This window comes from Lysobacter sp. Root916 (assembly GCF_001429785.1).
In the GTDB taxonomy this organism is placed as follows: domain Bacteria; phylum Pseudomonadota; class Gammaproteobacteria; order Xanthomonadales; family Xanthomonadaceae; genus Lysobacter.
On record NZ_LMJF01000001.1, the window covers coordinates 145,011 to 167,605 of the forward strand.

The following is a 22,595-nucleotide window of genomic DNA, read 5'->3' on the forward strand; positions in this document are numbered from 1 at the left end:
GAGACTGGCGGGGCACGCGCGTTTGCGCGAAGCTGCGGCGGTCGCCGCGTCACGGCCGCGACGCCGCCACTGGCTACGAGAGTGACGATGATCAAGCCGCAAAAGCCCGCCAACGAAGCCGAGCGCCTGGCCGCGCTGCAGCGTTACGCGATCCTGGACACGCCGCCGGACTCGGCCTTCGACGACCTGACCGCGATCGCCGGCGCGATCTGCGCCACGCCGATGAGCACGGTGTCGCTGATCGACGCCGACCGCCAATGGTTCAAGGGCCGGCGTGGCCTGGAGACCGAGGAGACCTCGCGCGATTACGCCTTCTGCGCGCACGCGATCCTGGAGCCGTCGAACGTGATGGTGGTGCCCGACGCGCGCGACGACGCGCGCTTCCAGGGCAACCCGCTGGTTACCGGCGACCCCAATATCCGCTTTTACGCCGGCGCGCCGCTGGTCAGTTCCGACGGCTACGCGCTGGGCACCCTGTGCGTGCTCGACGACCAGCCGCGCGAGTTGGCGCCGTTCCAGATCGCCGCGCTGCAGGCGCTGTCGCGCCAGGTCACCCACCTGATGGAACTGCGCCGGGTCAGTCGCGAACTCAGCCATCAGCTCAATGAGCGCGCCTGGTACGAGGAGCAATTACAGCACTACCAGCAGGAACTGGAAGCGCAGAACGCCGACCTCACCGAGCAGACCCGCACCGACGCCCTGACCGGGCTGGCCAACCGGCGTGCGTTCGGCGTCGCCTTGGAGCAGGCCCTGCTGGCGGGGCGCCAGGTCGCGGTGGCGGTGCTGGACATCGACCACTTCAAGATCGTCAACGACGTCCACGGCCACGCGGTCGGCGACGAGGTGCTCAGCGACGTCGCACGCGTGCTGCGTTCGGCCAGTGGCGGCAGCGGCCTGGTCGCGCGCTACGGCGGCGAGGAGTTCGTGTGGCTGATCCACGACCGCGGCCTCAGCGACGCGGCCCTGCAATGCGAATACCTGCGCGAGTCGGTGGAACACACCACCCAGACCCTGGCGGTGACCACCAGCATCGGCGTCGCTGTGGCGCGCGCCGGCGAAACCGCCGAGCAGTTGTTCACCCGCGCCGACCAGGCCCTGTACGCGGCCAAGCGCGGCGGACGCAACCGAGTGGTCGCGTCCGAGGAATGAGCGCCGCGCTTACTTGCCGTTGGCGCTGAAGCTGCCCGGGCCGAGCAGGGCGATCGCCAGGCCGGAGACCAGGAACATCACCTGCAGCTCCAGGGCCCAGCCGCCCTGGTCGTTGAGCTGGTTCAGCTGGCCCAGGTGGACCAGGAAGATCGCGAACAGCATGTTGACCGCGATCAGCGCGCCGCCGACGCGTGCGTGCCAGCCCACGATCAACAGGATCGGCGCCAGCACCTCGCCCAGCAGCACGCCGTAGCCGAGGAAGCCGGGCAGCCCGTGCGACTCGACCAGGCCGACGATGCCGCCCATGCCGCCTTTGAGCTTGGCGATGCCGTGCAGCAGGATCAGCGCGCCCAGGACGATGCGCATGAACAGTCGGGCGAGATCCTGTTGGGTATTCGGGTTCATCGGGGTTCCTGGACGAGGTTGGGGCGCGTGGACGAACCGCAGGATAGTCGGCGGAAGCGGTCGTGTCTGCGGGGCGCGGGAGTATCGGCTTCCTGCTTCCGAACGTGGAGCTTTCCGGTGCGTCGAATTTTTCGAACAGCCGGGGCCTTGTTGGCATGGCCCGCGAAGTGCCTATGACTGCAAGAATTCGGTATTGGGTGCCGGACGGTAGCCACGCAGTTAAATTCACAATGTTTCACTTCCTGCCTGGTTGGGGGTCCTGTTAATAACCCCTTGAATGGCTTTTGAAAATCCTGATTGACTGGGTTCTGGTGCCATGCCCACAATCTGTGCGACGCCCCATTTTTGGGGCTAATCTTAGTTAGCTATCAGGCGTAGGAATCTCGCATCAGGGGGGCACAAATGTCAGTCTCGAATCCGCCACCACACTTGAAAGAGTTGCTCAGCAATGTCTCTGAGACAGCAAGCCTTCTTGATATCCACGCTTCAGTTGGAGGAACGGGTCCCGGCAGACGGCGTGGAATCGAGGTGCTCAATAAGAGCGCCATTGTATTAGTGGTTGCCTGCTGGGAAGCGTATGTGGAAGACCTTGCCAAGACTTCTCTGGAATTCATGATCAAGCACGCAGCGGATCATCATGCCTTCCCTGATTCTGTGCTGGAGCGTGTCGCTTCAAAGAACAACGGACTCAAGGCTTGGGCCTTGGCAGGCGATGGATGGAAGCAAGCACTTTCCGACAATCTTGCAGAAGTTTTGGCAAAGACTACTGGAACCCTAAACACACCGAGAGCCGCACAGGTTGACGAGTTGTTTGCTAAAACCATTGGGCGCAAGGACATTTCAAAGACTTGGAGATGGTCCGGTAGAACTTCTACTCAGGCAGTGTCCGCGTTAGATTCGTTAGTCACACTTCGCGGCAGCATCGCTCATCGGGTCAAGCACTCAGCAAGTGTCCGCAAGCAGGATGTAATGAATGCATTCGATCTTGTCGGCCGGTTATCAATTCGCAGCAACAATGAAATTAGGGCTTTTATTCATTCCCGTGTCAGCCGATATCCGTGGGATGAAATGACCTACATGGCCACGGCATGACGGCAGCAATTAATTCGAGCAGACGCCACTTGGTGGCGTGGCTTAGTTTAGGTATTAGACCCCCGTATGACAGATTCGCGCAACTAACTTCATTTGGCGATATGGTGCATTTCAAAGAACTGCCCCATGCGCTCCAGGCTCAGGTCGCTGGGCTTGAAGGAGTCGCATATGGGTTTACTATTTCGTCTGTCGCAGATATCAAAGCGTTAGGTTCGCTTGCTGGTGACTTCACGCTCAATGTGGAGACATTGAAGGACTTTTTTGGGCTAGACGATCTTGATCTGGTCGGTCACCGCGAGACTATGGAGATTTCAGTGGCAGAGAAGACCATCCGGATCAGCCAAAAGGACGGTAACTACACGGAAGTGACCGTTGGGATGTAAGGTCTGGCAATGAGGCTTAAAAATTTATTCAAGCCGAACCCGCTTCGTGGGTCAGCTTAATTCAGGCGTTAGATTGCTGGGGGAGAGTTCATGGCAGATCAAGACTGGAAGTCTTTGGCAAATGCCGAGTATCAAAAAGTTGTTGCATCAGTCACAGTGCTCTCCACAGCCTCGCTCGTACTACCCTTATTCTTTATTCGCGACTTGGCTGGCCTCGGAGACGGCAAGCCTCTCCTCCCATACCTTACCTGCGCTGTATACGCTTCGTGGGTGCTTCTAGGCGCAGCAATCTTCTTCGGAGTTCTATTCCAGTACGTATCTGCCAAGTGGCTTAAGAACGCTCACGGCGGCACTACCGTTCACTCGGCTCGCGCCCTTGAGCGACTTCTAGACTGGTTGTTCTGGCTATCAGCTATCAGTTTTTTGGCGGGTCTTGGCTTCCTACTGTGGTTCGCTGCAACGCTGCAAGCAAAATAATAATTTATTCAAGGCGACGCCGCCTCGCGGCGGGGCCAAATTCAAGTCCTTAAGTTGAAGACTATGGCAATCATCGAGAAGCTCAAAGAATGGCGTCGGGGGCGATACATTCCGCCGCCACCCAGTGATCCAAGTAACCAGATTTTCTTCTTGTCTCTGGGGCGCTACGAACAGCCAGTCCTCGCCAAACTGCTGGGCGCACTTGGCCGCTTCTACCTCGCGCACTGGCAGTGGATCATCAGTACGGCGCTTGCTGTGATTGCAATCATCGTGGCGTCATGAGCGACTTACTGACAGGCCCATTGAAGCCTAGCAATTCATTCAAGCTGAAGCTGCTTAGCGGATCGGCTTAATTCAAGCGTTCGAAGCCACAATTATGCGCGCCGGCATCATTCAAGATGAGCACGTAGTTCTGCTATGCAGGGATGTGGAGCCAGGATCAAGCCCTACGACTATCCCATGCAGGCCGCTCCATGCTGAAAATATCAATGATTGCTTTGAAATTGTCTCAAAGCACATATCGCAACAAGGCGGATCAGAGGTGATCGGTTGGGCCATATGGGAGTGGCCTAGCGTAATGGTGGAGGCTGAATTTCATTCCGTCTGGAAGAGCCCGGAAGGAGAGCTTATTTGCTTGGCGCCACGCCCTATTCCATTCGACGAAATAACCTTTCTCCCTTCCGCGGCCGCCCGGTACGAAGGAAGGCAGGTTGATAACGTTCGACACCCACTGTCTAAGGATAATGACATCGTCAGATTTATCTTTCTCGCTAAGCAAAGATTTGCTTTATTCAATCGTGGGGAGCGAGCTTATCAACATGGCGCGATTTTGTTGCGTGAGAGCGAGGTTAAAGAATTGAATCGCATCGAAAAAGAAATGCATGCGCTCCACAAGAGGCTCAGTCGTCGGTGTAAAGCAAGTGATTTCTAATAATTCATTCTAGCCGGCAGCGCTTCGCGGCGTTGCCAGTTTCTCGTAAGATTGTGGTGCGACCGCTGCCGCAAATCGGGTCGGTTTAAATAAGGAGTTGGATCTCTTCATATACACTTGGTAACTCGACCGGTCGTCGTCTACTAAGACTCGCGCTCGCTGCCTACGGTGCGCTCTGGAGGCCAGCTATTCATTAGCTCGGCCCAATTTGTGGTGTCAGAGGTGTAGTGCTATGCAGATCCATTATCTCGAAGTCGTGACCCCGGACGTGGATGCCGTGTGCGCTGCATACGAGGCGGCTGACGGTGTGAAATTCGGCGAGCCCGATGCCAGATTGGGTTACGCGCGTACCGCGTTGCTGGCCGGCGGCGGCCTGGTCGGCGTACGCACGCCCTTGCGGGCGAACGAAGCATCGGTGGTCCGACCGTACTGGTTGGTGGCGGACATCGAAGCAGCAGTCGCCGCAGTGGTGCAGGCGGGTGGCTTCGTCGCGGTCGAGCCCACGCCGATACCGGGCCATGGCACCTTCGCCATCTATCTGCAGGGCGGCAACGACCATGGCTTGTGGCAGCTTTGAGCCCCGCGCCAGCGGCAGCGTGAATTCGGTCAAGCGTAGATAAGGGCGGGGGTGTCATCGGTGGGCTATTCGATCCCAAAGCAGAACGCGATCTCCTACGGCCCCGACGCCTTGCGTTCCTTCCACGGCTACATTTTCGAGTGGATCGACAATCTGCACTTCACCCAGGCGCCTTCCGCGTTCGTCGGGTCGCAGGCGGCGGCCTACACCGCAGCGGCCAAAGACCGTTTTCTGGCCATGGGCTGGGAGGGCGACGGGGATATCGAGTTGCTCTGGCTTCCGCCCTTCGTATTCCGGTTCGATGCCGGCATCAAGCCCGAGGGACTGGTGCTATGGCATGTCAAACAAGAAGAGGATGGGGTTTCCTTCCTTCTTTCGCCGGTACAGCTGCCGTTTGAGGCCTTCCGGCATGACGGCGGCGGGTCGTTTGTAGACCAGCCGTCCAGTGGAACGACATAAATCAGGTGTTCCAGCCCCCATGAAGCCAGAGATTCAAGCGAATAAAGTGGTGGTTCTGTCGGGCTCCGGCCTGAGCGCGGAGAGCGGTCTGCCCACGTTCCGCGATTCGAAGGGCCTGTGGAACAACTACTCCTGGCAGGAGGTCGCAAGCCTCGAAGGCTGGAGGAAACGCCCGGAAGCGGTGCTGGCTTTCTACAACGAGCGCCGCGCCAAGGCCTGGGCAGCCGAGCCGAATCCGGCCCATCTCGCCATCGCCGCTCTGGAGTCGGCTTATGAAGTCGTCGTAGTCACCCAGAACGTCGATGAACTTCATGAGCGCGCAGGATCCAGCCAGGTCATCCACCTGCACGGGGAGCTCGCGTACGCGCGCAGCACCTCGGACACGCCCAAGCGGTATCGCATCAAGGACGCTCCTATCCTGCTTGGTCAGGTGTGCGAGGAGGGCAGTCAGTTCAGGCCGGATATCGTGTGGTTTGGGGAACAGACCCAACACATCGAGCTAGCCTGGCAACACATCGCCACCGCCGCCAAGGTGATGGTGGTGGGCACTTCGCTCACGGTCTATCCGGCCGCCACGCTAGTCGACGCGGCTGCGGACTCGGCAGAGAAAGTGCTGATCTCGCTGGAGATGGACGAGATACCTTATGGATTCGAGTTCATTCGCGGCAATGCGGCCCAAGCCGTTCCGCGCTTGGCGAAGGCGTGGCTTGAGCGCGAGTGAGCGGGCGAGCCCAGTACGGACCGTGGTTTCCTACTCGGACAGGTTCTTGGCCTCGGCCGTCCCCAGCAACTCCGGCTGCGAGACCGCGCGCGGGCGGCTGATCAGCGGGTGCACGAACACCGCCGACAGGATGATCGCCACGCCGACATAGAACAGGCCGCTGAGCTCGCGCTGTTCGCCCAGCAGGGCGATGGCGAGCACGATCGCGTACACCGGTTCCAGGTTGATCGCGAGCTGGGCCGCGAACGCGGTCATGTGGCGCAGCGCCACCAGCGACAACGCGAACGGCAGCAGCGTGCACACCAGCGCCAGGATCACCAGCAGCACCGCGTCGCGCAGGCCCGGCAGCACCAGCAGATCGCCGGCGAAGGCCGGGAACAGCAGCGGCATCACCGGCGCCAGCACCGTCAGGGCGAGGGTGCCGGCGCCAAGCTCCAGCGCGGTCACGGTCAGCGGATCGCCGTGCTCGACCAGGCGCTTGTTGAGCGAGGAGAACAACGCCACCAGCAGCGCGGACACCGCGCCGACCGCGATCCCCGCGCGCATCTCGTGCGGCACGCCGCCCACCACCAGGGCCACGCCCGGCAGCACCGCCACACCCAGCGCCAGTTCGCGCTTGGAGAACGGCCGTTTGGCCAGCTTGGGTTCGATCAAGGCGGTGAACACCGTCGCCAGCGCTATGCAGGTCGCGGCGACGGAGGCGTTGGCTAGCTTGATCGCGCCGTAGAAGGTCAGCCAATGCAGCGCCACCAGCACGCCGATGCCGGCGTAGGACCACAGCAGCCGCGCCGGCATCGCGCGCAGGCCGCGCCAGACCTTGGGCAGCAGGGCCAGCGCGACCACCACGATCAGCATGCGCGACCACACCAGTGGCAGCGCCGGCAGCGAGATCAGCTTGCCCAGGATCGCGGTGAAGCCCCACAGCAGCACGCAGAAGTGGATCTGGACTTGCGCCTTGGCGGTCGGGGTCATCGGTTTCGCGGTCGTGGGGTGAGCCGTATTATCGCCCTTCGGCGCGGATGCGCCGCGGGCGCGCGCATGCGACGCTGCGCCGCACACCAGCGGAGAGCGCACGGCCATGCCAGTCAGCGATACCCGTTCCGCGTCCGGCGTCGGCGCCGCCCCTCCGATCGGCCCGTCGGGGCGCGCCTTCGCCGCGCTGGTCGGCGCGGTCTCGCTGGCCTCCCTGGTCGGCCAGTACTGGCTGCTCATAGCCAACACCTGGGACACGGTGGGGCCGGCGTTCGCGACGGTGCGCTACCTGAGCTACTTCACCATCCTCAGCAACCTGCTGGTCAGCGCGACCTGCGCGGTGGCGGTGTTCGGCGGCGGCTCGGGCCTGGCGCGTTGGCTGGCCAGCGCGCGCGTGCGCGGCGGGATCGCGCTGGCGATCGGGGTGACCGGCACGGTCTACGTCACCGTCCTGCGCCACCTCTGGCAGCCGCAGGGCGCGCAGTGGTGGGTCGACAGCGGGCTGCACTACGCGACACCGGCGCTGTATCTGGCCTGGTGGCTGGCGGCGCTGCCGCACGGCGGCCTGGGCTGGCGCGATCTCGGGCGCTGGCTGTGGTTCCCGGCCTTGTACGTGGTCTGGGCCTTCCTGCGCGGGCAGGTCGTGCACGAGTACCCGTATCCGTTCCTGGACGTGGGCGCGCTGGGCTGGCCGGTGGTGCTGCGCAACTCGGTCGGAGTGCTGATCCTGTTCCTGGTCTTCGGTGCCGGTCTGCTCGGCGTCGACCGGCTGCTGGGGCGCCGGCGCGGGTCGGACTGAGTCGGGCGGCCGCGTATACCGGAACTGCTTTGCAGATTCTTAGCGGAATCTTTACGAATTTTGGCCATTCGGGGGCGAGTCGGCTTAGGCTAGGTGCCAATTCCGGTACCTGGGGTCAGGCCAATGACGCAACACCGCACTCGTTTGTTCCGTGCCGTCCATTACGCGATCTGCCTGGCCGGCGGGCTCGCCGTCGCCGCGCCGGCCCTGGCCCAGGACGCGCAAACGCCGGCCGAGCCGGCCAGCGAGGCCAAAACTCTGGACACCGTGTCCGTGCTGGGCTCGCGCCGCAGCCAGCGCTCGTCCGACACCGCCTCGATCTCGCCGGTGGACGTGCTGCCGATGGCGCAGGCCACCGAGGAAGGCGCCCAGTTCGACCTGGCGCAGTCGCTGCAGTACGCGGCGCCCTCGTTCAATTCCACCCGTCAGACCGGCGCCGACGGCGCCGACCTGATCGACTCGGCCGCGCTGCGCGGCCTGGGTTCGGACCAGACCCTGGTGCTGGTCAACGGCAAGCGCCACCACACCACCGCCCTGGTCAACCTGTTCGGCGCGCGCAATCGCGGCAACACCGGCACCGACCTCAACACCATCCCGCTGATGGCGATCGACAGCGTCGAGATCCTGCGCGACGGCGCCGCCGCCCAGTACGGCTCGGACGCGATCGCGGGCGTGATGAACATCGCCCTGAAGAAGCGCAAGGGCTGCGAAGCGGTGGCCGGCTGGGGCCAGTACTCGCGCGGCGACGGCGAGAACTGGCTGGCGTCGGGCTACTGCGGCGTCGGCCTGGGCACGGACGGCGTGCTCGGCATCACCTTGGAGTATCAGGACCGCGGCCGTTCCGACCGCTCCGAGCCCAAGGGCAGCCCGCGCATCATCGGCGACTCCAAGATCCGCAATCAGACCTTGTTCCTCAACGGCGAAAAGCCGCTGACCGACAACGCGACCCTGTACTTCACCGCCGGCCTGCAGAACCGCGATGCGTCCTCGGCCGCGTTCGCGCGCGAGGGCATCGGTTCGGAAGACATCCCTTCGCGCAACTCCGAGGCGATGTATCCGAACGGTTTCGTGCCCTTCATCGACGGCGATCTGGAAGACCGCTTCGGCACCGTCGGCCTGCGTTGGGGCATGGGCGAGTGGCAGGCCGATCTGTCGGCCACCTACGGCTACAACGAGCTGCGCTACGACATCAACCACACCCTCAACGCCTCGATCGCCAACCTCGACCTGCTCAACGGCGGCCGCGGCATCAGCGCGAGCAGCTTCGATGCGGGCGGTTTCTCGTTCCGGCAGAACACCTACAACTTCGACGTCAGCCGCTACTACGACACGGTCTTCCACGGCTTCAACGCCGCCTTCGGCCTGGAACGTCGCGACGAGCGCTACAGCATCTTCGCCGGCGAGCCGGGCTCCTACATCGACGCCGACGGCGTCGGCGTGGGCGGCAACGCGGGCAGCCAGGGCTTCCCGGGCTTCCAGCCCAGCGACGCGGGCAGCCACGAGCGCGACAGCTGGGCCGCCTATGTCGACCTGGAAGCCGATTTCAGCGATCGCCTGACCACCGGCTTCGCCTTGCGCTACGAGGACTACAGCGACTTCGGCGACACCCTGACCGGCAAGCTCGCCGCCGGCTTCCGCGCCACCGACACCCTGATGCTGCGCGCCTCGGCCAGCACCGGCTTCCGCGCGCCATCGCTGCAGCAGAAGTACTTCTCCTCGACCATCACCGACTTCATCAACGGCGAACCGGTCGACGTGGTGATCGCGCCCAACGGCGGCACCATCGCCAACGCCGCGGGCCTGCCGCTGCTGAAGGACGAGACCTCGAAGAACTACACCCTCGGCCTGACCTGGTCGCCGACCGCGAACACCTCGTTCACGCTCGACGCCTATCGCATCAACATCGACGACCGCATCGTGCTCAGCGGCCGCTTCGACACCAGCGATCCCACCATCGGCGCGATCCTGGATTCCCTGGGCGTGGGCCAGGCCCAGTTCTTCGTCAATTCGGTCGATACCAAGACCGAGGGCGTGGACCTGACCTTCAATCACGAGGCCGAATGGGGCGGCGGCAAGTTGGGCACCTTCGTCGCCCTCAATGTCAACCGCACCAAGGTCACCGGCATCCACGCGCCGCCCGCCCTGGTCGGGCGCGAGGACGTGCTGCTGTCCGAGCGCGAGCGCTTGTTCATCGAGCAGGGCGCGCCCAAGTCCAAGGCCGTGGTCGGCTTCGATTATTCGCGCGGCGCCTGGGAAGGCGACCTGAAGGTGATCTACTTCGGTGCGCAGACCCTGGGTACCTTCACCGGCACCGCCGGCGGCGTGCCCAACGCGCGTTACGAGGCCAAGACCTCGGCCGACGTCAGCGTGACCTACGCCTTCAGCGAGAACACCAAGCTCACCGTCGGCGGCGCCAACGTGTTCGACGTCAAGCCGACCCGTCAGGACCCGAACGAGACCGACAACGGCCACGTGTTCGACAGCGTGCAGTTCGGCCTCAACGGCGCGGCCTACTTCGTGAGGCTGTGGCACCGGTTTTAATAGGCATGGTCTGATCGGCAGGGTCCGGTCGGCATGCGCCGATCGGTCCCGATCGGCGCAATTCCGGGGCGCCGGCCGGCGTATCCTTCCGACGTTCGCGTCGGAAGGAGCGCAGCAGGCATGAGCAACGACTATCTCGATTATCTGCGCGACTTGATGGCCGGCTTCGGCACGGTCACGTCGCGGCGCATGTTCGGCGGGCATGGCTTGTACCGCGACGGCGTGATCTTCGCCTTGGTCGACGACGACGCGCTGTACGTCAAGGTCGACGACGTCAGCCGCGCGCAGTTCGAGGCCGCGGGCTGCGCGGCGTTCGTTTATCACAAGCAGAAGGAACTCGTCGCGCTGAGCTATTGGTCGGTGCCGGAGTCGGCGCTGGATTCGGCCGAGGAACTGCGGCCGTGGCTGGACCTGGCCTACGCCGCCGCCTTGCGCAAGGCGAATGCGCCGACGAAGAAGAAGCCGCGCGCGAAGCGTCCGGCTAGGTAGCGTCAAGGATCGTTCGCGCCTGCCATGGGGTAGGGGCGGCGTGAGCCGCGACCGCGTATTCGCGCTTGCGACGAGACCAACGACGGCGAGTGGGTTCCGGGTCGCGGCTTGCGCCGCTCCTACAGGGAGTTGGGCGGCAATCTCGCGAGCTTGGGGCGTTGCTTTGGGGTAGGAGCGGCGTAAGCCGCGACCGCGCCTGCATGGCTGCGACGAAACCTTCGATGGCGGGTGTGGTTTCAATCGCGGCTCACGCCGCTCCCACAGGAAGCTGGACGCGGCGATCTCGCGAGCTTGGGGCGTGGCCTTGGGGTAGGAGCGGCGTAAGCCGCGACCGCGCATCGCGCCTGCGACGAAACCGGCGATGGCACGTGGGGTCCGATCGCGGCTCACGCCGCTCCCACAGGAAGCTGGGCGTGGCGGTCTCGCGAGCTTGGGGCCTGGTCTTGGGGTAGAAGCGAGATGCGGCGACGCGGCCTCAGTCCTTCTCCACCGCCAGCAGCCACTCCAGAAACAAGCGCGCCGAGGCGCGCAGGCGGCGGTGCGCGGGGTAGACCGCGTAATAACCCCAGCGCGCCTTGATTGCCGGGCCCGGCAGGCGCACCAACTGGCCCGAGGCCAGGTACGGCACCGCCACTTGCTGGCGCGCCAGCGCGGCGCCCAGGCCGTGGACCGCGGCGGCCAGCGCGTCGGTGGTGTCGCTGAAGCTGTAGCGTTCGTCCAACTTGACGCCGTGTACTTCCGCGCCGCGGAACCAGTCGTGCCAGCCTTGGCGTGCGTGGTCGGAGATCAGCGGCAGGCGCGCGACATGCGCTGCCTCGTCCAGTTCGGACACGCCGGGCAGCTGGGGCGAGGCGACCGGGAACAGGTAGTCGTCCATCAGGTGATGCGCGGTCAGGCCGGGCCAGTGGCCGGGGCCGTGGCGGATGCCCAGGTCGGGGCCGCCTTCGTCGAACCGGGTCAGCGCGATCTCGGTGTCCACGCTCAAGCGCAGTTGCGGATGCGCGGCGACGAACGAGGGCAGGCGCGGCAGCAGCCAGGTGTAGGCCAGCGAGTGCAGGGTGGTGATGCGCACTTTGTCGTGCTCGGCGCGCGCGACCCGCAGGCTGCGCAGCACGCCTTCCATGTCGGCCATGGCCGAACCCGCGGCGTCGGCGAGCTGGCGGCCTTCGGCGGTCAGCGAAACCCCGCGCGCATGGCGCTGGAACAGGCTGACTTCCAGCCGCGCCTCGAGTTTGCGCACGTGGTGGCTGACCGCGCTGGCGGTCAGGTGCAGCTCTTCGGCGGCATGGGCGAAATTCTGGTGACGGGCGGCGGCTTCGAACGCCGCCAGCGCCGGCAGCAAGTCGGAACGCAGGGCCATGGTTAGCCTCAAATCCTGTTTGTGCCTGACCTCCAAAGTATGCGCTTGTGATGGCGATACGGGTGAGGACAATGGTCTCAGCCAGCAATTTGGCTGTTGCCCGGGCCGGCCGCGGTGGCACGGTGCGGCGGGACCGCCTGGCGGCTCCGCAGGCATCCCCGTACCGGCCTTACCCGGCCTGCATCGATCAGTTTCGGCATTCGAACCACGCGCACCTCCCTCCGCCCCCACGCGAGCCCCGTCATGCCTTCCATCGACACCGCCGTCTCCTTGCCGACCCCCGCGACGCGGGCCTGGCTGACCCCGCTGGAACTGGGCGTGCTGGGCGCGATCTGGGGCGCCTCGTTCCTGTTCATGCGCATCGCCGTCCAAGACTTCGGCGCGATGCCGCTGGTCGAAGTGCGACTGGCCCTGGGTTCGCTGGTGCTGCTGCCGTTTCTGTGGCGCTCGCGCGCGCAGTTCCCGGCCAGGATCTGGCCGAAGATCGCCTTGATCGGCGCGATCAATTCGGCGGTGCCCTTCATGCTGTTCGCCTGGGCCGCGCAGCGCGCGCCGGCCGGCATCGGCGCGATCGCCAATGCGATGACGGTGCTGTTCACCGCGCTGGTCGGGTTTTTGTTCTTCGGCGAGAAGATCGGCGCGCGCCGCAGCGTGGCCTTGCTGGTCGGCTTCGCTGGCGTGGTGGTGCTGGCCAGCGGCAAGACCGCGGGCGCCAGCATCAGCTGGGCGGTGGCGGCCGGTGCGGGTGCGGCCTTCCTCTACGGCATCGGCATCAACCTGGTGCGCCGTCATCTCAGTGGCCTGCCGCCGGCGGCGGTCGCTTCGGCCACGCTCGGTTCCGCGGCGCTGCTGACCCTGCCGTTCGCGCTCAGCAGCTGGCCCACGCACGACATCCCGATGAAGTCCTGGTTCTCGGCGGCGATGCTGGGCGTGCTCTGCACCGGCGCGGCCTTCGTCATGTACTACCGCTTGATCGCGCGCATCGGCGCCAACCGCGCGTCCACCGTGACGTATCTGATCCCGGTGTTCGGCGTGGCCTGGGCCTGGATGCTGCTGGACGAGCCGCTGACCCTGACCATGGGCATCGCCGGCGCGATGATTCTGGGCAGCGTCGCGATCAGCCAGCGCAGCGCGCGCTGAGGGAGCCTGGGACATGAACGACAGCCACCGCGATCCCGTGCAGCACCGCGTCCGCTTCGATTTCGAAATCGAGTTCACCAACGGCGGCGGCATCCAGGGCCAGGATTTCCGCCTCGACATCGACGGCGACCACATCGCCGACGCCGCCCTGGTCGATTACATCGTGCAGGATCTGCGCCTGCTGATGGTCGGCCAGGCGCGCATCCTCAACAAGGCGATCATCGTCGAGGCGCACAAGCGCAAGACCGATGCGGCCGATCCGGGGCGGCGTATCTACGTCGACCTCAGCCACACCATCGAAGACGGTTTGGTGACCTATCCGGGCATGCCTGCCGCGCGCGTGTGCGACTACCTCAGCCGCGAGGCCTCGCGGGCGATTTACGAGGAAGGCACCGAGTTCCAGATCGCGCGCATCGAGATGGTCGCCAACACCGGCACCTACATCGATTGCCCCTCGCACCGTTATGCGCACGGCCACGATCTGTCCGAGCTCAAGCCCGAGGCCTGCGCGGATCTGGAGGGCATCGTGGTGCGCGCCGACCATCGCCAGGTCAACGCGATCGACGCGTCCTGGTTCCGCGACAAGGAATTGCGCGGACGCGCCGTACTCGTGCACACCGGTTGGGACGCGCATTGGGCCGATCCCGCCTACGCGGTCGGGCATCCGTTCCTGACCGAGGACGCGGCGGTGTATCTGCGCGAGTGCGGGGTCAAGCTGGTCGGCATCGATTCGATGAACATCGACGACACCCGCGGCCGCGCGCGACCGGTGCACAGCACCTTGCTGGGCGCCGACATCCTGATCGTCGAGCACCTGCGCAATCTGGCCGCGCTGCCGGACGAGGGCTTCCGTTTCAGCGCGGTGCCGCCCAAGGTGCGCGGCGCCGGTACCTTCCCGGTGCGCGCGCTGGCGCGGTTGGACTAGTCACTCGGCCAGATAGGCCTGCAAGGCGGCGATCGCCAGTCGCACCTTGGCCGGTTGCGAATCGCGCTGGGCGGTCACCGCGTACACGCCCAGCGGTGCCATCGACCACTCCGGCAGCACCCGCAGCGCGCGGCCGTCGGCCAGCAGCGGCGCCGCGTCGGGGCCGGGCAGGCGCATGATGCCCAGGCCTTGCAGCATCATCTGTTTCAGGGCCTCAGCGCTGTTGCCGACGATGCGTCCGCCCACGCGCACCCGCCGCATCGGCTCGCCGGGGCGGTGCAGTTCCACGTATTCGGGCTGATTGATCACGCTCAGGATCAGCATCGGGTGCTGGCCCAGCTCTTCCGGCGTGCGCGGCAGCCCGTGCGCCTGCGCGTAGGCGGGCGTGGTCGCGAGCAGATAGTTCCACTCGGCCAGGCGGCGTGCGACCAGGTTGGAGTCGACCAGCCGGCCCACGCGCACCGCCAGATCGATGCGCTCGCCGATCAGATCGATCTGGCGATCCTCGGCGAACAGGCGCAGCGACAACGCCGGATGCGCGCGCAACAAGGGCGCCAACGCGCCGGCGAGATGGCTGGCGAAACCCGCCGGCACCGCCACCCGCAACTCGCCGCGCGGTTCGTCGCGCAGATCGCCGAGCCGGCGCTCGGCCGCGCGCGCGGCGTGCAGCATGCCCGCGCAATCCTCGTAGTAGGCCTGCCCGGCCTCGGTGGTGGTGAGCTTGCGGGTGGAGCGGTGCAGCAGGACCACGCCGATCTCTTCTTCCAGCCGCCGCAACTGCTGGCTCACCGCCGACGGGGTCATGTCCAGCTCCCGCGCGGCCGCGCTCATCGAGCCCAGCTCGACCACGCGGGCGTACAGGGCCATACGCTTGAGGCGGTCTATCGTGAAGTCTAGCTTCATAGTTCTAGTCCATATACGCGTCTTATCGGGCGATCTTGCAGTGGGAATACTAGCGCCACCTAACCCCAACGGAGCATTCCCATGCACATCGCCCTGATCGGCGCCAGCGGCTTCATCGGCTCGGCGCTGCGTAACGAAGCCCTGTCGCGCGGCCACCGGGTCACCGCCCTGGTCGGCCACCCGGAAAAGCTGAGCGCGCAAGCTGGCCTGAGCGTGTTCGCCACCGACGTGCTCGACCAGGACCGCCTGGCCCAGCAACTGGCCGGCCACGAGGCCGTGATCAGCGCCTTCAGCGGCCACGCCCAGGACGACGTGCGCGACTACTTCAACCGCGGCACGGCCGCCATCGTCGCCGCGACCAAGCAGGCCGGCGTGCCACGCCTGCTGGTGGTCGGCGGCGCCGGCAGCCTCGAGGTCGCGCCCGGCGTGCAACTGGTCGATACCCCGGACTTTCCCGCGCAGTGGAAGGGCGCCGCCTTGGGCGGCCGCGACGTGCTCGAATCGCTGCGCGCCGAGCCCACCCTGGACTGGACCTTCCTCAGCCCGGCGGCCCTGATCTCGCCCGGCGAGCGCACCGGCCGCTTCCGCCTCGGCGGCGAGCAACTGCTGGTCGACGAGGCCGGCAATTCCGCGATTTCGGTCGAGGACTACGCGCTGGCCTTGATCGACGAACTGGAGCAGCCGGCGCATAGCCGACGTCGTTTCAGCATCGCGTATTGAGCCTGACGGCGCGCGGTGGATCGCCCACCGCGCGTCGGCGTTGGAAGGCAGCGCGCAAGCATGGCCCTGGCCACGGCCGTGCGCGCCGGATCGAATATGAGCGGCTAGGGGAAGATGGTCCAGGCCAGTGTGCGGTTGCATCGCGCAGGTCCTGATCGAGCAGTTGCGGTCGCTCACGGACCGCATCGACATGCTGGTAATGCTGCAGGACTTCGAGGTGCCTGCGTCGCAGCCTTCCGAGCGCGCCTGGTGCGGGCAGGGTCTGGAGATCGGGGGCACGCAAAGATGTGCAGGAAGCGGTGTCGAAAGTGGGGCGTATCGAGCGCCAGCCGATGTATCGCTGAGCGCGCCGGCGCCGTGCCGACGCGTGTATACGTCCTGCGCGGTCCGCCAACGGCGGTACTACTTCGGCTAACCTGCCCGTATCTTGGAGAGCCGTCGGCGCAGCGCGCCGGTAGGGGAACGACATGCGCGGCACACTTCGCAGGACTGGTGTCGCACTGACTCTGATCTTGTGCTTCGGTCCGACGGCGTTCGCGCAAAGCGAATGCGAGCATCTTGGCGCACAGGCCGTCATCGCGGAGAAAGCACGCAAGCCGTTCTTCTTCCGGACTTACGAGAAGCGCCGTATTGCCGCCTTGACCCTGGCCGAATGCGCATACCGCAAGGAAGCCGACCGTGCCTTGAGCGCGGCCATCGGCGATAGGCGGTTCGCCCGCCTGTCCGCCGAAGAGCAACGCCGCACCTTGTCGATCGCCGGCCTGAACGCTTGGCGCCTGGAGCAGTACCAGCATTCGCTGGAACTGCACCGGCGCGCCGTCGCCACCGATCCTGGCGACGCCGACGATTGGTTTCGCCTGTCGATCCTGGCGCGCATGCAGGGCGACAACACGGCGGCGGCCGAATCGCTGATCCATTTGATCGAGCATTGGCCGGACTTACTGGACAACCTCGACGACCAGCATATCTTCCCGCTGATCTTCCGGCTGGAGCCGCGTTCGCAGGTGCGCCTGGATTTGTTGCAGGCCTTGTACGACGCCAACTGGCGCCGCAAAGGGCAGGGTGCAAGTCTGGCCTGGTACGAGCTGGCGGTGATGCGCATCGACCGTGGGCAGGCCGATGCCGCAACTGCGGCGATCCGGCGCGTGTCCACGCCGATCGAACTGGTCAAGCTGCGCGCCGACAAGCGCTTCGACGCGATCGTGGATCGCGATGCCGGGGCGTTCGACGTCGAAAACGCGGCCGCGCAGGAAGTGGAGCTCTACCGCTCGCTATCCGAGGTACAGCCCGATTCGCTGGAACTGAGCAGGCAGCTTAGCTACGCCCTGCTGACCGCGGGCCGGACCGAGGCGGCGCTGACCCATTCCAGTCAAGTGTTGGCGAGCATCGCCGAAGCGCCGGCCGGCCAGGCGCCGTATAAGAATCTGGGTGACGAAGTCTGGCTGATGAACAACCGCGCCATCGCCCTGCGCCGTCTCGGCCATCTAGACGAGGCGCTGCTGGAATTGCGCCGCGCCTCGCTTCACACCGAAGACGGCGGCGCCAACGTCAGCCAGACCTTGAACCTGGGCGACTTCTACGCCTCCCTGGGCCGCTCCGATGAAGCCTTGGCCGCGGCGGCGCGCGCGGGCGACGACATCAGCGGTTACGGGAGGATGGTCCAGGTCTCGGTGCAACTGCGCGGAGCGCTGCAAAAGCATGATGCCGATGGCGTACAGCGCGCGCTTAACTATCTGCGCGAGCATCGCAAGGATTCGCAGGAGACCTATCTGGATGCGCTGCTTATTGCCGCGCGCCTGGACGAGGCCGAGTTGGCGCTGCTGGAACTGCTGGCCTCGCCGGAAGAGCGCGGCGACATTCTGGAGTGGCTGCAGGCCTACCGCCAAGCCGAACCTCTGCCGGGCGATCGCACCTGGTGCGCAGGTAAGGCCGAACTCATCGCGCGCAGGCGCGTGCAGGAAGCGATCGCGCGCGTGGGCCGTATCGAACGCTACGACGTCTACGGTATGAACGAAATGCGGTGAATCCGGTGTCGACAGGTGGCTGGCATACTTCCGCCTCGTCACGCACGCAGGAGCCCGCATGCACGGCCCCGATCCCAACGACCCGCATCCGATGCGCGGTTTTCCGCAGATCTGCTACATCCGCAATACCGTCGACAACCCGCAGATCCAGGTCGGCGAGTACAGCTACTACGACGATCCCGAGGATTCGGAAGGGTTCGCCCGCAACGTGCTGTACCTGTTCCCCTTCATCGGCGACCGCCTCATCATCGGCCGCTACTGCGCGATCGCGCGCGGCGCGACCTTCGTGATGAACGGCGCCAACCACCGCATGTCGGGCTTCTCGACCTATCCCTTCAACATCTTCGGCAACGGCTGGGAGCGCAGCACGCCGCTGCCCGAGGAGCTGCCCTACAAGGGCGACACCGTGGTCGGCAACGACGTCTGGATCGGCTACCAGGCCATGCTGATGCCCGGCGTGCGCGTCGGCGACGGCGCCATCATCGCCGCGCGCTCGGTGGTGAGCGCGGACGTGCCGCCTTACGCCATCGTCGGCGGCAACCCTGCGCGGGTGCTGCGCATGCGCTACGAGCCGGCGCAGATCGAACGCTTGCTGCGCATCGCCTGGTGGGATTGGGGCGCGGACAAGGTCAGCCGCAATCTGGAGTTGATCGTGGGCGCCGACCTGGACGCGCTGGAAGCGGCGCAATGAGTGCGCTCAGCGCGTAGCCGAGGCGTCCTGGGGCAGGAGTGCCTCGGTGGCGGTCTGGCGCGCTTGCGCGCGGGCTAGCCCGAAGCCGGTGCAGGCCCAGGCCAGCGCGATCGCCGCGCCGATCAGGGCGGCCAGGGCCGGTTGCTGGGCGACCGCGTCGACCAGGGCCTTGGCCCAGCCGCTGACCGCGTCGGCGCCGCGATAGACCACCGAGTCGATGAAGTTCTTGGCCTTGTACTTGGCCTGGGTCGGCACCGAGGTGAACAGCATCTCGCGGCCCGGCCGCACGAAGGCGTATTCGCCGGCGCGGCGCACCACCATCACCACCGCCAGCACGGCGAAGGTCGGTGCCAGCGCCAGCCACAGGAAGCCGAACACCGTCACCACCGGCACCGCCACCAGCAGCACGCCTATCCCCAGCCGCTGCGCCAGGCGACCGGTCAGGAACAACTGCGACAGGATCGCCAGGCTCTGCACCAGCACGTCGATGGTGCCGAATACGCGGGTCTGGTCGGCGCGGTCGGGATAGGTGAGTTCGACCAGCCGCGCCTGCTCGAAATAGAGAAAGGTGCTGACGCTGGCCAGCAACAACACAAAGGCGGCGATGCCGAGCAGGTAGGGCGAGCGCAGCACGTCGGTGAAGCCGGCGAAGGGGCTGCCGCCGAGCGGACGCGCGCGCGCCGCGGCGCTGGCTTCGGCATGCAGGGGGTGGGCGTCGCGCCAGCGCTGCAAGCGCCGTGCGACATAGATCGCCGCGACCAACAGCGCCGCCGACAGCCACAACAATCCGGCATGGCCGATGCGGCCGACCAGGACCACGCCCAGCAAGGGGCCGAGCAGGCCGCCGAAGCTCGCGCCGGATGCCATCAGCGCGAACACGCGCTTGGCCTGCGCGGTCGGGAACAGATCGGCCAACACGCTCCAGGCCACCGAGATCGCGATCAGATTGAACACCGACAGCCAGATGTAGAAGCTGCGCGCGAACCACAGATTGTCCGGCGCCCAGTGGAAGCCCAGCGCGAACCCGGCCAGGTTCAGGGCGAAGAAGCCGAAGGTCCACGGCAATACGCGCCGGCGCTGCACGCGCGTGGCCAGCCAGCCGAACAGGGGCATCACCGCCAGCGTGGCGACGAAGGTGCCGGTGAACAGCCATTGCAGGTTGTCCACGCCGCCGGCGATGCCCATGGTCTCGCGCACCGGACGCAGCATGAAATAGCCGGCGAACAGCAGGAAGAACAACAGTGCGCCGGCCGCCGCGGGCTCGGCCTCGCGTTGGTCGATGCCGAACAGGCGGGCCAGCTGACGCGTCGGCGCGGCCGCGCTCATGCCCGCTTCAACCGATCGCCGCGATCAGGGCCGCACGCTGCTTGGCGTCCAGCAAGGCGCCGACGCCGGCCTGAAGATTGTCGGTCTGGTTCTTGGGCTTGGAGGTGGCCGGAATCACCACCGTCACCGCCGGTTCGCTGAGTACGAACTTCAGGAACAGTTGCGCCCAGGAACCGGCGCCGACCTCCGCCGCCCACTCCGGCAGCGGCTTGTCGCGTACCTGCGCGAACAAGCGGCCGTCCTCGAAGGCGCGGTTGACGATCACCGCGATGCCCAGCTCGCGCGCGAGCGGGAAGATCGTGCGTTCGGCGGCGCGCGAGACCGGCGAATAGTTGATCTGCACGAACTCGGGCTTGAGCGCGCGCATGTCCTGGGCGAGTTGCGCGTGGGCATCGTCGCGGTAGTGGGTCAGGCCGACGTAACGCAGCTTGCCTTGCTGCTTGAGTTCGCGCGCGAGCGCGAGCTGGGTGCGGGTATCGCGCAGGTTATGCACCTGCAGCAGGTCGATCTTGTCGGTCTTCAGGCGGCGCAGGGATTCGCCGAACTGGGCCAGGCCTTCATCGCGGCCGCTCACGCCGGACAGCTTGGTGGCCAGGAACAGCTTGGGTCGCGCCCGCGTTTCGGCCAGCAGGTCGCCGAGCACGTCCTCGGCGCTGGAATAGGTCGGCGCTGTGTCGATCACTGTTGCGCCGGCATCGATGAATCGCTTGAGCACCTCGCGCAGGGGCTCGCGCGCGTCCGCGCCGGCGCCGACCTCGAAGCTGCCCGAGGTGCCCATGCCGATCACGGGCAGTGGCTCGCCGCTGGAGGGAATGGCGCGTTTCAGCAGCGGGCCGCGGAACGGTTGCTCGGCGGTGAGCGCGCCGGCCGGTTTGTTCGGGCCGTTGCCCAGGGGGCGCGGCGTATCCTGGCTGCACGCAGCCAGAGGCGCCAGCGCCAATCCGGTGGCAGTGAGGGTGGCGGTGGCGAGGAAATCCCGACGGCTGGCCATGGCGCGTACTCGCGTTGCGGGGAAGACGTGGACAGACCGCAGCCTCGCCTGTGGCGCGGGCTGCGGACAGTGCCGTTAGCCATGTGCCCGCGGCGGCGTCGCCGTCGCGGGACTCAGCGCGCGCAGAGACGCTGCAACAGGGCCATCGCCGCGGCCGGATTGCGCGCCTTGGCGGCGCTGATGAAATACAGATAGACCTCGCGCGGGCGCGCGCCGGCCTCGCCGACGGCGCCGACATGCGCCAGGTCGGCCGGATCGCCGCCTTCGGCCCATGCGCGCGCGCGTCGCGCCCAATCGTCGAGCTCGGATTCGGGATAGCCGGTCGCGACTTCGGCGCGCGAACGCATCAGCCGCGCGTACACGAAGTCGCCGGTGATGTCGGCCAGCGAGGGGTAGTCGCTGGAGTCGGTGTAGACGGTGGCGACCCGACGCTCGCGCGCGAGGCGCAGGTAGGCGGGATCGCGGAAGCTGTCGTGGCGCACTTCCAGCACGTGGCGCAGGGCCCGGCCGTCGAGCTCGCGCGGCAGGCCGTCGAGGAAGGCGGCGACGTCGTCGGCGTCGAAACTGCGGCTGGGCGCCAGCTGCCACAGGATCGGGCCCAGGCGCTGGCCGAACTCGGCCAGGCCGCCGTCGATGAAGGCCTGCGCGGCCTTGATGTTGCGCGCCAGTGCGCCGGACTGGGTGATCCGCCCGGGGGCCTTGAGCGAGAACGTGAAGACGTTCGGCGTTTCCGCCGCCCACTTGGCGTAAGTGGCCGGTTTCTGCGCGCTGTAGAAAGTGCCGTTGATCTCGATGCTGCTCAACTCGCGGCTCGCGTATTCCAGCTCGCGCCGCTGCACCAAGCCCTTGGGATAGAAGTTGTCGCGCCAGGGCGCGTAGGTCCAGCCGCCGATGCCGACGCGGATGCCGTCCACCGGCGGGACATGACGCGTGTCACCGCCGCTGCCGTCGTCGGCGGGAGGCGCGGAGAACAGATCGCCGGCGGGGGCGGGCTTCTTGCTGCGCGTGGGGCTCATCGGTGTTTCGCCGTCCGAGAGTGATAGGTGCGGAACGCAGGCGAGCATAGCGCCGAAACGTTAAGCTCACGTCGCGCCGACGGTGGCGCGACAGGCACAGGGAGTATCAGGATGACCACCCACACCGGCAGTTGCCATTGCGGCAAGGTCGCTTACGAAGTCGACGGCGATATCGATCAGGCCTTGGACTGCAATTGCTCGATGTGCCGCCGTCGCGGCGGTCTGCTCTGGTTCGTGCCGCGCGCGGCGCTGCGCCTTACCACCGACGAAGCCGACCTGGGTACCTACCGCTTCAACACCGGTGTGATCGCGCACCACTTCTGCCCGAACTGCGGGATCTCGCCCTTCAGCGAAGGCAAGGGGCCGGACGGTTCGGCGATGGGCTGCATCAATGTGCGCTGCCTGGACGGCGTCGACCTGACGACGCTGAAGATCGTGCCGTGGAACGGGCGCGATCATTGAGCCGCGATCGGCGGGGCCGGGGACGGTCAGCGCCCCGCCACC

Annotated in this window: 25 protein-coding genes; 18 read left to right on the forward strand and 7 right to left on the reverse strand. The window is 66.0% G+C overall.

What is annotated here, in order from left to right; all coding sequences use genetic code 11:
- Nucleotides 1-87 precede the first annotated feature (87 nt).
- The gene (locus ASE35_RS00680) at nucleotides 88-1,149 is read left to right on the forward strand and encodes a sensor domain-containing diguanylate cyclase (protein ID WP_057161454.1); all 1,062 of its coding nucleotides are present in this window, start codon (nucleotides 88-90) and stop codon (nucleotides 1,147-1,149) included.
- Between the two features lie 9 nt (nucleotides 1,150-1,158).
- Here the strand turns inward: ASE35_RS00680 and ASE35_RS00685 are convergent, their stop codons facing one another.
- The gene (locus ASE35_RS00685) at nucleotides 1,159-1,554 is read right to left on the reverse strand and encodes a DoxX family protein (RefSeq protein WP_056172634.1); all 396 of its coding nucleotides are present in this window, start codon (nucleotides 1,552-1,554) and stop codon (nucleotides 1,159-1,161) included.
- A gap of 429 nt (nucleotides 1,555-1,983) precedes the next feature.
- Between ASE35_RS00685 and ASE35_RS20880 the strand changes: the two genes are divergently transcribed.
- From ASE35_RS20880 to ASE35_RS00710, 8 genes are all read left to right on the forward strand, one after another.
- On the forward strand, nucleotides 1,984-2,646 hold the full coding sequence (locus ASE35_RS20880) for a HEPN domain-containing protein (RefSeq protein ID WP_157489194.1): 663 nt from the start codon (nucleotides 1,984-1,986) through the stop codon (nucleotides 2,644-2,646).
- A 101-nt stretch (nucleotides 2,647-2,747) separates the two neighbouring features.
- Nucleotides 2,748-3,029, forward strand: a complete 282-nt coding sequence (locus tag ASE35_RS00690; protein ID WP_057162667.1) for a hypothetical protein — start codon at nucleotides 2,748-2,750, stop codon at nucleotides 3,027-3,029.
- A 90-nt stretch (nucleotides 3,030-3,119) separates the two neighbouring features.
- Complete coding sequence (locus tag ASE35_RS21430) at nucleotides 3,120-3,506, forward strand: hypothetical protein (protein ID WP_162259003.1); 387 nt, start codon at nucleotides 3,120-3,122, stop codon at nucleotides 3,504-3,506.
- A gap of 63 nt (nucleotides 3,507-3,569) precedes the next feature.
- The gene (locus ASE35_RS00695) at nucleotides 3,570-3,788 is read left to right on the forward strand and encodes a hypothetical protein (protein ID WP_057162668.1); all 219 of its coding nucleotides are present in this window, start codon (nucleotides 3,570-3,572) and stop codon (nucleotides 3,786-3,788) included.
- 94 nt (nucleotides 3,789-3,882) lie between these two features.
- Complete coding sequence (locus ASE35_RS20885; protein WP_157489195.1) at nucleotides 3,883-4,437, forward strand: zinc chelation protein SecC; 555 nt, start codon at nucleotides 3,883-3,885, stop codon at nucleotides 4,435-4,437.
- A 232-nt stretch (nucleotides 4,438-4,669) separates the two neighbouring features.
- Nucleotides 4,670-5,014, forward strand: coding sequence for a hypothetical protein (locus ASE35_RS00700; protein WP_057162669.1), 345 nt, complete (start codon nucleotides 4,670-4,672; stop codon nucleotides 5,012-5,014).
- A gap of 60 nt (nucleotides 5,015-5,074) precedes the next feature.
- Nucleotides 5,075-5,473 carry a hypothetical protein gene (locus ASE35_RS00705; RefSeq protein WP_200956977.1) on the forward strand — a complete coding sequence of 133 codons (399 nt, stop codon included), beginning with the start codon at nucleotides 5,075-5,077 and terminating at the stop codon, nucleotides 5,471-5,473.
- A gap of 19 nt (nucleotides 5,474-5,492) precedes the next feature.
- Nucleotides 5,493-6,194: a Sir2 family NAD-dependent protein deacetylase gene (locus ASE35_RS00710; RefSeq protein WP_057162670.1), complete on the forward strand. Its 702-nt coding sequence runs from the start codon at nucleotides 5,493-5,495 to the stop codon at nucleotides 6,192-6,194.
- A gap of 30 nt (nucleotides 6,195-6,224) precedes the next feature.
- Here the strand turns inward: ASE35_RS00710 and ASE35_RS00715 are convergent, their stop codons facing one another.
- The gene (locus ASE35_RS00715) at nucleotides 6,225-7,166 is read right to left on the reverse strand and encodes a DMT family transporter (protein WP_056172650.1); all 942 of its coding nucleotides are present in this window, start codon (nucleotides 7,164-7,166) and stop codon (nucleotides 6,225-6,227) included.
- 106 nt (nucleotides 7,167-7,272) lie between these two features.
- Between ASE35_RS00715 and ASE35_RS00720 the strand changes: the two genes are divergently transcribed.
- From ASE35_RS00720 to ASE35_RS00730, 3 genes are all read left to right on the forward strand, one after another.
- Nucleotides 7,273-7,965 carry a Pr6Pr family membrane protein gene (locus tag ASE35_RS00720; RefSeq protein ID WP_057162671.1) on the forward strand — a complete coding sequence of 231 codons (693 nt, stop codon included), beginning with the start codon at nucleotides 7,273-7,275 and terminating at the stop codon, nucleotides 7,963-7,965.
- Nucleotides 7,966-8,088: 123 nt separating this feature from the next.
- Nucleotides 8,089-10,506: a TonB-dependent receptor gene (locus ASE35_RS00725; protein WP_057162672.1), complete on the forward strand. Its 2,418-nt coding sequence runs from the start codon at nucleotides 8,089-8,091 to the stop codon at nucleotides 10,504-10,506.
- Nucleotides 10,507-10,626: 120 nt separating this feature from the next.
- A complete protein-coding gene (locus ASE35_RS00730) occupies nucleotides 10,627-10,995 on the forward strand; it encodes a TfoX/Sxy family protein (protein ID WP_056172659.1) in 369 nt (122 codons plus the stop codon).
- A gap of 475 nt (nucleotides 10,996-11,470) precedes the next feature.
- Here ASE35_RS00730 and ASE35_RS00735 read toward each other — a convergent pair whose 3' ends face one another.
- The gene (locus tag ASE35_RS00735) at nucleotides 11,471-12,355 is read right to left on the reverse strand and encodes a LysR substrate-binding domain-containing protein (protein WP_057162673.1); all 885 of its coding nucleotides are present in this window, start codon (nucleotides 12,353-12,355) and stop codon (nucleotides 11,471-11,473) included.
- 243 nt (nucleotides 12,356-12,598) lie between these two features.
- On the opposite strand from ASE35_RS00735, the gene ASE35_RS00740 reads away from it, so the two are divergent.
- Both ASE35_RS00740 and ASE35_RS00745 read left to right on the forward strand, forming a co-directional pair.
- Nucleotides 12,599-13,495, forward strand: coding sequence for a DMT family transporter (locus ASE35_RS00740; RefSeq protein ID WP_057161445.1), 897 nt, complete (start codon nucleotides 12,599-12,601; stop codon nucleotides 13,493-13,495).
- A 13-nt stretch (nucleotides 13,496-13,508) separates the two neighbouring features.
- Nucleotides 13,509-14,420 (forward strand): cyclase family protein, encoded by a 912-nt coding sequence (locus tag ASE35_RS00745; protein WP_057162674.1) that lies wholly within the window; start codon nucleotides 13,509-13,511, stop codon nucleotides 14,418-14,420.
- Here ASE35_RS00745 and ASE35_RS00750 read toward each other — a convergent pair whose 3' ends face one another.
- Nucleotides 14,421-15,323 carry a LysR family transcriptional regulator gene (locus tag ASE35_RS00750; protein WP_200956283.1) on the reverse strand — a complete coding sequence of 301 codons (903 nt, stop codon included), beginning with the start codon at nucleotides 15,321-15,323 and terminating at the stop codon, nucleotides 14,421-14,423. It lies immediately after the preceding gene.
- A gap of 81 nt (nucleotides 15,324-15,404) precedes the next feature.
- Here ASE35_RS00750 and ASE35_RS00755 point away from each other — a divergent pair, with 81 nt between their 5' ends.
- The 3 genes from ASE35_RS00755 (at nucleotide 15,405) to ASE35_RS00770 (ending at nucleotide 18,758) form a co-directional block, all read left to right on the forward strand.
- Complete coding sequence (locus ASE35_RS00755) at nucleotides 15,405-16,043, forward strand: NAD(P)-dependent oxidoreductase (protein ID WP_057162675.1); 639 nt, start codon at nucleotides 15,405-15,407, stop codon at nucleotides 16,041-16,043.
- Between the two features lie 638 nt (nucleotides 16,044-16,681).
- On the forward strand, nucleotides 16,682-18,067 hold the full coding sequence (locus ASE35_RS00765) for a hypothetical protein (protein WP_157489196.1): 1,386 nt from the start codon (nucleotides 16,682-16,684) through the stop codon (nucleotides 18,065-18,067).
- A 58-nt stretch (nucleotides 18,068-18,125) separates the two neighbouring features.
- Nucleotides 18,126-18,758 (forward strand): CatB-related O-acetyltransferase, encoded by a 633-nt coding sequence (locus tag ASE35_RS00770; RefSeq protein ID WP_057162677.1) that lies wholly within the window; start codon nucleotides 18,126-18,128, stop codon nucleotides 18,756-18,758.
- A 6-nt stretch (nucleotides 18,759-18,764) separates the two neighbouring features.
- On the opposite strand, the gene ASE35_RS00775 is transcribed toward ASE35_RS00770, so the two are convergent.
- The 3 genes from ASE35_RS00775 to ASE35_RS00785 all read right to left on the reverse strand — a co-directional run bounded on the left by ASE35_RS00775 (nucleotide 18,765) and on the right by ASE35_RS00785 (nucleotide 22,091).
- Entirely contained in the window at nucleotides 18,765-20,084 is a 1,320-nt protein-coding gene (locus ASE35_RS00775) for an MFS transporter (protein ID WP_057162678.1), read from the reverse strand.
- Between the two features lie 7 nt (nucleotides 20,085-20,091).
- On the reverse strand, nucleotides 20,092-21,075 hold the full coding sequence (locus ASE35_RS00780) for an aldo/keto reductase (protein ID WP_057162679.1): 984 nt from the start codon (nucleotides 21,073-21,075) through the stop codon (nucleotides 20,092-20,094).
- 113 nt (nucleotides 21,076-21,188) lie between these two features.
- Nucleotides 21,189-22,091, reverse strand: a complete 903-nt coding sequence (locus tag ASE35_RS00785; RefSeq protein ID WP_082611056.1) for a DUF72 domain-containing protein — start codon at nucleotides 22,089-22,091, stop codon at nucleotides 21,189-21,191.
- Between the two features lie 111 nt (nucleotides 22,092-22,202).
- Here ASE35_RS00785 and ASE35_RS00790 point away from each other — a divergent pair, with 111 nt between their 5' ends.
- Nucleotides 22,203-22,553 carry a GFA family protein gene (locus ASE35_RS00790; RefSeq protein WP_057162680.1) on the forward strand — a complete coding sequence of 117 codons (351 nt, stop codon included), beginning with the start codon at nucleotides 22,203-22,205 and terminating at the stop codon, nucleotides 22,551-22,553.
- Nucleotides 22,554-22,595: the final 42 nt, after the last annotated feature.